Here is a 12,021-nt window from a genome sequence, read left to right as displayed (position 1 = left end):
ACCTTCGAACGTGTTAGGCCCGTGTTAGCGGCCCCGCGGCGCGAGGCGGAAACGGAGCTACTCGCCCCCTACTCGCCAATGTCTCCGATGTGGTCGACCAGCGCCGCTCGCCCGTCGGCGAGATGATAGGTGACCCCGGCGAGTGCCACCTTGCCGGCCGACACCCGCTCGGCGATGGCGGCAGAACGCGATGTGAGCTGGGCCAACGTCTCGCTCACATGCCGTGCCTCGAACTCGTCGACCCGACTCAGCCCGTCGCGGCGGCCCATCAGGATCGACGGTGCGACCCGCTCCACCACGTCGCGCACGAACCCCCCTGGTATCGCACCGTCGTCGACCGCGCCGATGGCAGCCTTGACGGCACCGCAGCTGTCATGGCCGAGGACGACGATCAGCGGAACGTCGAGCACCACGACCGCGTATTCGATCGAGCCCAGCACTGCCGTGTCGATGGCTTGTCCGGCGGTGCGCACCACGAACATGTCGCCCAGACCCTGGTCGAAGATCAGCTCGGCGGCGACCCGGCTGTCCGAACAACCGAAGATCACCGCGGTCGGCTTCTGACCGGAAGCCAGGCCGGCGCGATGCTCGACGCTCTGGCTCGGGTGCGCAGGCTGTCCGGCGACGAATCGCTCGTTACCCTCTTTGAGTGCTTTCCATGCTGATACCGGATTGGAGTTGGGCATGGGACACATTCTGGCGTGTTGCGGGCGGCGATGACTAGCCCGGGGCAAATCCCCGTTCATGAACTTCTGGGGTGGTACGAACGCACGCGCCGCGATCTACCTTGGCGGGAACCGGGTGTGGACGCGTGGCAGATTCTGGTCAGCGAATTCATGCTGCAGCAGACGCCGGTGGCCCGGGTGCTGCCGATCTGGACGCAATGGGTACAACGCTGGCCGACCCCGTCGGCGACCGCCGCGGCCAGTGCTGCCGACGTGCTGCGGGCCTGGGGCAAGCTGGGCTACCCGAGGCGGGCAAAACGCTTGCATGAATGCGCCATCGTCATCGCGCGTGATCACGGCGACGTCGTTCCCGACGACGTCGAGATCCTGTTGGGTTTGCCGGGTATCGGCAGCTACACCGCGCGGGCCGTGGCGTGCTTCGCCTACCGCAAGCGGGTGCCGGTGGTGGACACCAATGTTCGTCGGGTGGTTGCCCGCGCCGTGCACGGCCTGGCCGACGCCGGTACACCCTCTGCGACACGCGACCATGCCGACGTCTCGGCGCTGTTGCCGAAAGGCGATACGGCGCCTCAGTTTTCGGTGGCACTAATGGAATTGGGCGCCACGGTATGCACGGCGCGAACACCCCGCTGTGGGTTGTGCCCAGTCGATCAGTGCGCGTGGCGGCATGCCGGCTTTCCCCCCGCGCAATCCCCGGCCCGCCGCGTTCAGACCTACGCCGGAACAGATCGTCAGGTCCGCGGGCGGTTACTGGATGTGTTGCGCGCCAACGACTCTCCGGTTACCCGAGCTGCGCTCGACGTGGCTTGGCTGACCGATACCGCGCAGCGGGACCGCGCCCTGTATTCGCTGCTCGCCGACGGCCTGGTGACCCAGACGGCCGACGGCCGATTCGGGCTAGCCGGCGAGGAATGACTCGACCGCCTGGCGGTACAGCTGCGGAGCTTCGTCGTGAATCAGGTGACCGGCTTCAGGAATAGCCGAATACGTTGTCGGAGAACCGGTCTTCGCCATCGCCTGCATCTGGCCCGGTGGGGTAACGGAGTTGCCGGCCTCGAGCAGCAGCGCCGGCGCCCGGCACGCTTGCCACTGCGTCCAGTAGTCCCGGGTTCCCCATTCGGCGGCGATCTCTATCCATCGCGAAGTATGGCCGTGTAGCCGCCAACCGGTGTCGGTGCGGTCGAAGGCATCCAGGAAATACTGCCCGGCTACCAGCCCGAATTCGCTGAATACTTGTTCCGCAGTTTCGAATTCGACCGGAAGAGCATGCAGCCACGGCTCCCACGGACCGGTAGTGCGGCCGCGGAAGTCCGGCGCCATGTCCTCGAGCACCAGCGCCGAAACCAATTCGGGACGCTGCGCGGCCAGACACCAGGAGTGCAGGGCACCCATCGAATGCCCCACCAGCCGTACCGGTACCCCCAATGTGGTTACCGCGTCGGCTAGATCGGCCACGAAGCGCTCGGTGCTGATCGGATGCGGGTCCTGCACGTCGCGCCCGCGATGCCACGGCGCGTCGTAGGTGTAGACGGTGCCCAGCCGGGTCAGCCACGGCAGCTGACGCGACCAGGTGGTGCCGCGGCCCATCAGGCCGTGCACCAGGATCAACGGCTCACCGTGCCCGCCGTGAGCGGTCAACAAGGTGGTGGGCATAGCACCATCTTGCGTGTCCCGCCCAGGGGTGGGACGAGGCAGGGGGCGGGGTAGCCTGGCGGACATGTCGCCAGTGGTGAAGATCAATGCCATCGAAGTACCGGCCGACGCCGGCCCTGAGCTGGAGAAGCGGTTCGCCCACCGGGCACACGCCGTGGACAACCAACCCGGCTTCCTCGGCTTTCAGCTGTTGCGCCCGGTCAAGGGTGAGAACCGCTATTTCGTCGTGACACACTGGGAGTCCGATGAAGCATTCCAGGCCTGGGCGAGTGGGCCCGCCGTCGAAGCTCATGCTGGTCAGCGTGCCAACCCGGTGGCGACCGGCGCGTCGTTGCTGGAATTCGAGGTGGTCATGGACGTGGCCGGGAGTAAGCCGACTGAATAGGCCGAAAAGGCTGGGTCCCACGCGGCACCGCTTCGTGGCCGTCACCGCGGCCGCCGCACTGGTCGCGACCTTGGCACCGGGTTGCTCCCCATCACCGTCACCACAGGCGAACGCGGCCAACGCCGGGCGGGCGATCGATACCCGGACGCCTCCCGGCCTGCGGGCTCAGCAGACCGTCGACATGCTCAACTCGGACTGGCCGATCGGCCCGGTCGGAGTTCGCACTCTGGCCGCGCCCGACAAGGTGGACTCGGTGGAAACCACCATGGAAGAACTCTGGTGGGATCGTCCGTTCGCCCTCGACGGGGTAGACATCAGCGCCAGCGTTGCCACGCTGCACCTCACCTCGTCCTACGGCGCGCGCCAAGACATCCGGATTCACACCGACGACGTCGGGCGGGTTGATCGGTTTGAGCTCGAGACACTGGCGCCGACCATCACCTCATGGCATGACATTGACGCCACGCTGAGCAAGACCGGTGCGCGGTACTCCTATCAGGTCGCCAAGGTCGACAATGGCCGCTGCGATCCGGTGGTGGGCACCAATACCGGCGAATCTCTGCCGCTGGCATCAATTTTCAAGCTTTACGTGTTGCACGCATTGGCGGGCGCAATTCGCAACCACACGGTGTCCTGGGACGATCAGTTGACAGTCACCGAAAAGAGCAAGGCGGTTGGTTCGTCGGGCTTGGGACTTGCTCCGGGCGACCACGTTTCGGTGCGCACCGCGGCCGCGAAGATGATCGCCAACAGCGACAACATGGCCACCGATTTGCTGATCGAAAGAATGGGCACGCGCGCCATCGAATCCGCGCTCGCCACGGCCGGCCATCACGATCCGGCCAGCATGACTCCCTTCCCCACGATGTACGAGCTATTCTCCATCGGCTGGGGCCGACCGGATCTGCGCAGCCAGTGGCAGAACGCAGCCCCGCAGGTCCGCGCCCAGCTGCTGGCACAGGCGAATTCAGCACCGTATGAACCTGATCCGGCTCGCGCCCACACCCCGGCGTCGGCGTACGGAGCGGAGTGGTACGGCAGCGCCGAGGACATCTGCCGAATCCATGCGGCGCTGCAAGCCGACGCGGTCGGCGAGGCTGCACCGATCAAGCAGATCCTGTCCGCGGTCTCGGGTATCCAGCTGGACCGAAATGTTTGGCCGTATATCGGGGCGAAAGCCGGTGGCCTGCCAGGCGATCTGACCTTCAGCTGGTATGCCGTCGACAAGACGCAACAGCCGTGGGTCGTCAGCTTCCAGCTGAACTGGCCGCGCGATCATGGGCCGAAGGTGACGGGCTGGATGCTGCAGGTCGCCAAGCGGGCGTTCGCGCTGATCGCGCCGCAGTAGTCAGTGCAGCCGCAGCGTCCAGCAGTCGTTGCGGTAATGCATCGTCGTTGCGCCAACCGGTGCAATATCGATGCGCCAGAACGACTTCGGCCCAGTGCCGAGAGCCACCAGGATCGCCGCCCGGATCACTGCCGGATGGGTCACCGCAACGATTCGCGAAGGCTCTTCGATCAACGACGCCAGCCATCCGGCCACCCGCTCGGTGAGGTCGACGACGGATTCCCCGCCGTGCGGCGCGCATGCCGGTTCGGTCAGCCACACCTCAAGGTCCGCCGCGGCCACGGCACCGAGTGTCTGTCCACGCCAGCTGCCACAGTCGAGGTCGGCCAACCGCGGCTCGGCCGTGGCCTGCAACCCGAGTAACTCCGCGGTTTGGCGGGTGCGCCGCTCGGGTCCGGCGAGGTGCCGAGCCCCGGGGATATCAAGGCCCACGGCGGCTTTCGCCTGCCGACACCCGGTTTCGTTGAGCGGCTCGTCGGTCGGAAAGCGTACCACCGCCATAGCGTCGGTCATCGCGTGCGACACCAGGGTCAGCCGGACGACCTCCGTCACGCCGCGATGCTCGATACCCGTCCGTTCTCGGAGCGCTCTGTCAGCAACCGGTCGGCAAGTGTCGCAAAGACCAGGCCGATGGTGACCCACAGCAGCAGCTGCGTGCCCAACGACAGCAGCCTGAATTCGTAGAGCACATCCGCGGGAAAGCCCGGGTAGATGATCGTGCCGGAGGCGTCGCGCAACGGCGCGGGCGTCTCGTCCACCGTTGGTAACGCCACCATCACCACCACGACGGCGACCAGGTAAGCCCCGGCCGCGAGCAGCCGTGAATTCCACCGGCCGAATCGGTCAGCCAGTCGCCGGGCCAGCAACACCGCCCCGCTCGCCAGCACCACCGACGCCAGCACCATCAGCAGATACCAGCCGGTGCGGGCCCCGATGGTATCGGACTGACCGACGGCGGGCGGGTTCGGCGGATATTTCACGAACGGCACCAGGTAGACCGCCACGAAGGCACCCGCCGCCAAAAGCAGCGAAAGTTGGCGCGGCGCAGGACTGTCCGCACGGCCTGCAGTGCGGGCATAGGTGACGCAGAACAGCACGGCGAACAGCGCACCCATGGCGACACCAAAAATCAGCACACCAAAGCCCAGTCCGGGGTTGGACTGCACGCCGCGGGTGAACAGCTCCGCGCCATGCTCATGCACACCGTGGGCATTCTCGGCGTCGGTACGACCGTCTTCGAAGTCGATCGCCCGGGCGATTACGGGTTCGGCACACAGACGGGCGAATACGAATGCCAGCACGGCGCCGATTGCGCCCGCCAGCAGCCCGCGTCCGATCAGACGCTTCTCCACGCCGGATCAGTGGCAGGGGAAGCCGAGGAGGTGGCGCGCATCGTGCACGAATTCGTGCACATGCGTGTCGCTGCCGAACAGCGACACGGCACCTTGATCGACGCCGACGAAGTAAATCGCCAACAACGCCAGGAAAGCGGTTGCCGCCAACCAGAGCGCGGCGCTCGACGCCGACAAATCTATCGCGCGTGCGCGGGTCGTCTCAGAACTGGACACTGCTGACTCCTTCTGGGAATGACGCGTCCCACCTTCGTGACGGGTTCCGGGTCTGACTCTCCACAGTGGCGCGACCGTTCTGGAATTTCACCAGATTCCGTTGCCCATCAGCAATAACTGATAACAGTCGTCAGTCTAATCGGACTGCACAGTAGAACCAATCACTACTGCGCGGGCTGTCCGCCGTAGCCCAGTTGGCTGGCGGTGTATTTCGCGGCATCCGTAACCGGCACCGCCTCCACTGCCGTGCCGTAGGCGCAGATCTCGGTCCACACGTCGCCGATCTCAGTGGTGTCGAACCGCATCGCGATGATCGCGTTGCCGCCGCGGTTGCGCGCCTCGGCGATCAGCCGACCCATCGCCTCGTTGCGACTCTCGGCGAGATTCTTTGTCATGCCGGCCAGTTCGCCGCCGAACATCGACTTCAGTCCGGCACCGAACTGGGCGAACGCATTGCGCGAGCGAACAGTCAGTCCGAACACTTCGCCGCAGACGCGCCGAATCTCCCAGCCCGGAAGGTCATTCGTGGTGACGATCAGCACAGCCGAACCCCTTAGCTCTCAGCACAGCAAAACGGGTGGTTAGTCCGGTCAGAGACTAACCACCCGTTTGCTGTAGTGCTACTGGTTGTCGGGCGCGGCGTGCGCTCCGGCTTTCGTCAGTTCCGGCTCGGCCGGCGGCTTGCGCGCTCCGGCGAACGTGAACACCGCGTCCTCGCCGGCACCTTCGCCGTCCCAGTTGTCCACGTCGACGGTAACGACCTGACCGGGACCGACCTCGTCGAAGAGGATCTTCTCGGAGAGCTGGTCCTCGATCTCGCGCTGGATGGTGCGCCGCAGCGGGCGAGCACCCAGCACCGGGTCGAAGCCGCGCTTGGCCAGCAACGACTTGGCCTTGTCGGTCAGCTCCATCGCCATGTCCTTGGTCTTGAGCTGCTTGCCGACGCGTTCGATCATCAGGTCGACCATTTGGATGATCTCGTCACGAGTCAGCTGGTGGAAGACGATGATGTCGTCGATGCGGTTGAGGAACTCGGGGCGGAAGTGCTTCTTCAGCTCGTCGTTGACCTTCTGCTTCATCCGCTCGTAGTCGTTCTCGCCGCCACCCTGGGTGAAGCCCAGGCCCACCGGCTTGGAGATGTCGGAGGTGCCGAGGTTGGACGTGAAGATCAGCACGGTGTTCTTGAAGTCCACCGTGCGGCCCTGCCCGTCGGTGAGCCGACCATCTTCGAGCACCTGCAACAGGCTGTTGTAGATCTCCTGGTGCGCCTTCTCGATCTCGTCGAACAGCACCACGGAGAACGGCTTGCGGCGCACCTTCTCGGTGAGCTGGCCGCCCTCTTCGTAGCCGACATATCCGGGCGGAGCACCGAACAGCCGCGACGCGGTAAACCGGTCGTGGAATTCGCCCATGTCGATCTGGATGAGCGCGTCGTCGTCGCCGAACAGGAAGTTGGCCAGCGCCTTGGACAGTTCGGTCTTACCGACGCCCGACGGGCCGGCGAAGATGAACGAGCCCGACGGGCGTTTGGGGTCTTTCAGCCCGGCGCGGGTACGGCGGATCGCCTTGGAGACGGCCTTGACGGCATCGACCTGACCGATGATGCGCTTGTGTAGTTCGTCCTCCATACGCAGCAGGCGCGTGGTCTCGGCCTCGGTGAGCTTGAACACCGGAATACCGGTCCAGTTGCCCAGCACCTCGGCGATCTCGTTGTCGTCCACCTCGGCGACCACATCCATATCGCCTGAACGCCACTGCTTTTCGCGCTCGGCCCGCTGCGCGACCAGTTGCTTCTCGCGGTCGCGCAGGCTGGCGGCCTTTTCGAAGTCCTGGGCGTCGATCGCGGATTCCTTTTCCCGACGCGCGTCGGCGATCTTCTCGTCGAACTCACGCAGGTCTGGCGGAGCGGTCATCCGGCGGATTCGCATCCGCGCTCCGGCCTCGTCGATCAAGTCGATCGCCTTGTCCGGCAGGAACCGGTCGTTGATGTAGCGGTCGGCCAGCGTGGCGGCGGCCACGATTGCGGAGTCGCTGATCGACACCCGGTGGTGCGCCTCGTAGCGATCGCGCAGACCCTTCAGGATCTCGATGGTGTGCGCCACCGTCGGCTCGCCGACCTGCACCGGCTGGAAGCGGCGCTCCAGGGCAGCGTCCTTCTCGATGTACTTGCGGTACTCGTCGAGCGTGGTGGCACCGATGGTCTGCAGCTCGCCGCGGGCCAGCTTGGGCTTGAGGATCGACGCGGCGTCGATCGCGCCCTCGGCGGCGCCGGCACCGACCAGGGTGTGCAGCTCGTCGATGAACAGGATGATGTCGCCGCGGGTATTGATCTCCTTGAGCACCTTCTTCAGGCGTTCCTCGAAATCACCGCGGTAGCGGCTGCCCGCGACCAGCGACCCCAGGTCCAGCGTGTAGAGCTGCTTGTCCTTGAGGGTCTCGGGCACCTCGCCCTTCACAATGGCCTGCGCCAGACCTTCGACCACAGCGGTCTTGCCGACGCCGGGCTCGCCGATCAGCACTGGGTTGTTCTTGGTGCGCCGGCTCAACACCTGCATCACCCGCTCGATTTCCTTCTCGCGGCCGATGACAGGGTCCAGCTTGCCTTCCATCGCGGCAGCCGTCAGGTTGCGGCCGAACTGGTCGAGAACCAACGACGTGGACGGGCTGCCGGACTCGCCGCCGCGGCCACCGGTCCCGGCCTCCGCGGCCTCCTTACCCTGGTAGCCGCTCAGCAGCTGAATCACCTGCTGGCGCACCCGGGTCAGCTCGGCGCCGAGCTTGACCAGCACCTGGGCGGCCACGCCCTCGCCCTCACGAATCAGGCCCAGCAAAATGTGCTCGGTGCCGATGTAGTTGTGGCCGAGCTGCAGCGCCTCGCGCAGGCTCAGCTCCAGAACCTTCTTGGCACGCGGGGTGAACGGGATGTGCCCCGACGGTGCCTGCTGCCCCTGGCCGATGATCTCTTCGACCTGGCTCCGGACGCCCTCGAGCGAGATCCCAAGCGACTCCAGCGACTTCGCTGCGACGCCTTCACCTTCGTGAATCAAACCCAACAGGATGTGCTCGGTGCCGATGTAGTTGTGGTTGAGCATCCGGGCCTCTTCTTGGGCCAGGACGACCACCCTTCGGGCGCGGTCAGTGAATCTCTCGAACATCGGTGGTTACCTGCTCTCCCTCACCATCGGTACTCCCTCGTTGTCGGCAAACGGGCCGACAGTGCGTACCTGGTGTCTACTGTAGTGGTCGGCCCGCCAGGGTTCTAACCTTGCGGTGCCTTGACGTTCGGGCCTGCTCGGCACCATCTGAGGAATCCCCCGGTGATGACAGAGCCATAGCTGAAGAAACGAGACAAACCACCAATTCGTTTCCCCGAACGCCGGCGATAATTACGCCACCAGCGAAAACAGAACCGGCGCCCAGGCCTCACGGCCGGGCGCCGGTCAACGGCTTATCTAGGTGGCAGCGTGGAACGCGTCGATGACGTCTGCCGGGATACGGCCCCGCGTCGACACGTTGTGCCCGTTTCTGCGCGCCCATTCGCGGATCGCCGCGCTCTGCTCGCGGTCAATTGCCCCACGACCGCGCCCAGTTCCGGAACGTCCACGGCGACGGCCACCGACGCGACGGCCGGCTGCCACCCACTGCTTAAGATCACCGCGGAGTTTCGCGGCATTCTTCGTTGAAAGATCAATCTCATAGGTCACCCCGTCAAGCCCGAATTCGACAGTTTCGTCGGCGGCGCCTGCACCGTCGAAATCATCGACCAAGGTGACGGTGACTTTTTTCGCCATTTGCTTACCCTCGCGTTCTTCCTGAGCAGTTGCTGGGCAGTTTGGACCCACTCCCCGGTCACTAATCTGCCATATCAACGCAGCATATTCAATCTGAGCGCAACACCGAGTGTTGCGCTTTCAGCTAGAGTGCGGTCGAACAATCGGGAACAAAACTGTCTCTCTAATTGACAGCCCGGTCAAAGTCATCAACAACCGGTCGATACCCATTCCCGTTCCGGTGCAAGGCGGCATCCCATACTCGAGTGCGGCGAGAAAGTCTTCGTCGAGCAGCATAGCCTCGTCATCACCAGCGGCCGCGGCGCGCGCTTGTTCGGCGAATCGCTCGCGTTGCACCACCGGATCGTTTAATTCCGAGTACCCGGTGGCGAGTTCGACGCCGCGCACGTAGAGGTCCCACTTCTCGGTCACACCCGGGATACTTCGGTGCTGTCGTGTCAAAGGTGTTGTCTCGACAGGGAAATCCTTGACGAACATCGGTGCGGTCAGCGTATTGCCCACCGCGTGCTCCCACAGCTCCTCGACAAGCTTTCCGTGCCCGTAGCCGCGGCCCTCGGGAATCTCGACACCTAGCCGGTCCGCGATGGCACGTAACCGATCGACCGACGTCTGCGGTGTGATCTCTTCCCCGAGCTCCGCAGACAACGACGGATACATTTGAATCGACGCCCATTCTCCGTCTATGTCGTAGACACTGCCATCTGGCAACCGCAGTTGTCGGATACCGATGGCCTCGTCGGCCACCTCTTGAATAAGCTCTCGCGTGACGACTGCCGAATCGTCATACGTTCCGTACGTCTGGTAGGTCTCCAACATCGAGAATTCCGGAGAATGTGTGGAATCGGAACCTTCGTTTCTGAACACACGATTTAGCTCGAAGACCCTGTCGAATCCACCGACGATGCATCGCTTGAGGAACAGTTCGGGTGCGATCCTCAGGTAGAGATCGATGTCGAGAGCATTGGAATGCGTGATGAACGGCCGAGCTGCCGCGCCACCGGCCAACGTCTGCAAGATTGGCGTTTCGACTTCGAGAAACCCGCGCCGTTCCAGTGCGTTGCGTATCGCGCGTACAACGGCGATTCGTTGGCGTGCCACGTCACGCGCCTGCGGGCGGACGATCAGGTCGACATAACGCTGCCGCACCCGCGATTCTTCACTCATGTCCTTATGCGCGACCGGCAGCGGCCGCAGCGACTTGGATGCGATCCGCCAGGAGTCGGCCAGAACGGATAATTCGCCGCGCCGTGAGCTGATCACGTTGCCGTGTACATAGACGATGTCGCCGAGGTCGACGTCGGCTTTCCAGGCCTCCAGCGAATCCTGACCGACCTTGTCCAGGCTGACCATTACCTGCAGGGTGGCGCCATCACCGTCCTGCAGCGTGGCGAAACACAATTTGCCGGAATTGCGCGCGAATATGACCCGTCCCGCAACTCCGACGACGTCGGCTGTCGCGGTGTCGACGGCCAAGTCGGGGTAGGCGGCGCGGACCTGCGCCAGGGTGTGGGTGCGTTCGATGGCTACCGGGTAAGGGTCAAGCCCCTCGGCCAACAGCCGAGCGCGCTTATCCCGGCGTATCCGGAACTGCTCGGGGAGGTCTGCTCCGTTGTCTGCGGCGGCACTCACGACGTGCCAGCTTAAAGGACTTGGCGCGGCCGTCGCCGCAGGCGTCGAGTGTGCGCTGGTGGCTTCGAGTGTGGGGTCACGGCGTGGAACCGGGTGCGTTTCCGCCCTGTGCGCACGCTCAGCGCGAGCGAGAACGTCAGTGTGCGGTCTTGAGCCGGCCGCGCTGGGCGTCCCGGTTGCGCTCGAACACCAGTCGCAGCCCGTCCAGCGTCAGGTGCTGGTCGTAATGGGCAACGGTCTGCAGCTCGGACAGCAGCAGCGGCGCGGTGTGGCCGGTGGCCACCACCACGACTTGATCGCCTAAGTCGTCGGAAAAGCCGTCGACGTCCTCGCGGATGCGCGTCACCAGGCCGTCTACCAGCCCGGCGAAGCCGAACACCGCGCCCGCTTGCATGCATTCGACGGTGTTCTTACCGATCACCGACCGGGGGCGGGACAGCTCGACCCGGCGCAGCGCGGCCGAGCGGGCCGCCGCGGCATCCGAGGAGACCTGCACCCCGGGTGCGATCGCGCCGCCGAGGAACTCCCCCTTGGCCGAAACCACGTCCACACAGATCGACGATCCGAAGTCGACGACGATGCAGGCTTTTCCGTATTTCTGAAACGCCGCCAGGCAATTGACGATCCGGTCGGCGCCGACCTCTTTCGGGTTGTCGACCAGCAGCGGGATACCGGTCCGCACCCCGGGCTCGATCAGCACGTGCGGAACCGACGGCCAGTACTGGTCGAGCATGACCCGCACTTCGTGCAACACCGACGGAACGGTGGACAGGGCCGCGGCGCCGGTGAGCTGCTCGGAGTCGTCGCCGATCAGGCCGTCGATGGTCAGCGCCAGTTCGTCCGCGGTGACTTCGGACTCGGTGCGGATCCGCCAGTGCTGCACGACTTTTGCGTGCTCTTTGGCGCCGGACAGCAGCCCGACCACGGTGTGCGTGTTGCGAACGTCGATCGCAAGCAGCAC

13 protein-coding genes and 1 riboswitch are annotated in these 12,021 nt (G+C 64.8%); of the genes, 3 read left to right on the top strand and 10 right to left on the bottom strand.

Annotation, left to right across the window (positions count from 1 at the left end; all coding sequences use genetic code 11):
- Positions 1–68: 68 nt before the first annotated feature.
- Positions 69–686 (bottom strand): carbonic anhydrase, encoded by a 618-nt coding sequence (locus tag DB708_RS02310; RefSeq protein ID WP_108920310.1) that lies wholly within the window; start codon positions 684–686, stop codon positions 69–71.
- Positions 687–716: 30 nt separating this feature from the next.
- On the opposite strand from DB708_RS02310, the gene DB708_RS02305 reads away from it, so the two are divergent.
- Positions 717–1,601, top strand: coding sequence for an HhH-GPD family protein (locus DB708_RS02305; protein ID WP_108920556.1), 885 nt, complete (start codon positions 717–719; stop codon positions 1,599–1,601).
- On the opposite strand, the gene DB708_RS02300 is transcribed toward DB708_RS02305, so the two are convergent.
- Complete coding sequence (locus tag DB708_RS02300; RefSeq protein ID WP_108920309.1) at positions 1,584–2,339, bottom strand: alpha/beta fold hydrolase; 756 nt, start codon at positions 2,337–2,339, stop codon at positions 1,584–1,586. The genes DB708_RS02305 and DB708_RS02300 overlap by 18 nt on opposite strands.
- Before the next feature lie 64 nt (positions 2,340–2,403).
- On the opposite strand from DB708_RS02300, the gene mhuD reads away from it, so the two are divergent.
- Both mhuD and DB708_RS02290 read left to right on the top strand, forming a co-directional pair.
- Positions 2,404–2,724, top strand: coding sequence for a mycobilin-forming heme oxygenase MhuD (mhuD, locus tag DB708_RS02295; RefSeq protein ID WP_108920308.1), 321 nt, complete (start codon positions 2,404–2,406; stop codon positions 2,722–2,724).
- Positions 2,717–4,072, top strand: coding sequence for a class A beta-lactamase-related serine hydrolase (locus DB708_RS02290; RefSeq protein WP_235616605.1), 1,356 nt, complete (start codon positions 2,717–2,719; stop codon positions 4,070–4,072). Before mhuD ends, DB708_RS02290 begins: the two co-directional genes overlap by 8 nt.
- Here the strand turns inward: DB708_RS02290 and DB708_RS02285 are convergent, their stop codons facing one another.
- The 8 genes from DB708_RS02285 to DB708_RS02250 form a co-directional block, all read right to left on the bottom strand.
- Complete coding sequence (locus tag DB708_RS02285; protein ID WP_108920306.1) at positions 4,073–4,624, bottom strand: histidine phosphatase family protein; 552 nt, start codon at positions 4,622–4,624, stop codon at positions 4,073–4,075.
- Positions 4,621–5,424 (bottom strand): CbtA family protein, encoded by an 804-nt coding sequence (locus DB708_RS02280; RefSeq protein WP_108920305.1) that lies wholly within the window; start codon positions 5,422–5,424, stop codon positions 4,621–4,623. Before DB708_RS02280 ends, DB708_RS02285 begins: the two co-directional genes overlap by 4 nt.
- 6 nt (positions 5,425–5,430) lie before the next feature.
- The gene (locus DB708_RS02275) at positions 5,431–5,640 is read right to left on the bottom strand and encodes a CbtB domain-containing protein (RefSeq protein ID WP_108920304.1); all 210 of its coding nucleotides are present in this window, start codon (positions 5,638–5,640) and stop codon (positions 5,431–5,433) included.
- Positions 5,624–5,784: riboswitch (cobalamin riboswitch) on the bottom strand. Its footprint overlaps the gene before it by 17 nt.
- Before the next feature lie 20 nt (positions 5,785–5,804).
- Positions 5,805–6,182, bottom strand: a complete 378-nt coding sequence (locus tag DB708_RS02270) for a YbjQ family protein (protein WP_108920303.1) — start codon at positions 6,180–6,182, stop codon at positions 5,805–5,807.
- A 78-nt stretch (positions 6,183–6,260) separates the two neighbouring features.
- Positions 6,261–8,795 (bottom strand): ATP-dependent protease ATP-binding subunit ClpC, encoded by a 2,535-nt coding sequence (gene clpC1, locus DB708_RS02265; RefSeq protein WP_108920302.1) that lies wholly within the window; start codon positions 8,793–8,795, stop codon positions 6,261–6,263.
- Positions 8,796–9,092: 297 nt separating this feature from the next.
- On the bottom strand, positions 9,093–9,431 hold the full coding sequence (gene lsr2 / locus DB708_RS02260) for a histone-like nucleoid-structuring protein Lsr2 (RefSeq protein ID WP_085223269.1): 339 nt from the start codon (positions 9,429–9,431) through the stop codon (positions 9,093–9,095).
- Positions 9,432–9,551: 120 nt separating this feature from the next.
- Entirely contained in the window at positions 9,552–11,060 is a 1,509-nt protein-coding gene (gene lysS / locus DB708_RS02255) for a lysine--tRNA ligase (RefSeq protein WP_108920301.1), read from the bottom strand.
- 136 nt (positions 11,061–11,196) lie between these two features.
- Positions 11,197–12,021 carry a type III pantothenate kinase gene (locus tag DB708_RS02250; protein ID WP_108920300.1) on the bottom strand — a complete coding sequence of 275 codons (825 nt, stop codon included), beginning with the start codon at positions 12,019–12,021 and terminating at the stop codon, positions 11,197–11,199.

Source organism: Mycobacterium montefiorense, assembly GCF_003112775.1.
GTDB lineage: Bacteria > Actinomycetota > Actinomycetes > Mycobacteriales > Mycobacteriaceae > Mycobacterium > Mycobacterium montefiorense.
The sequence above is the reverse complement of the archived record's forward strand: the minus strand, read 5'-3'. Positions and strand labels throughout refer to the sequence as shown.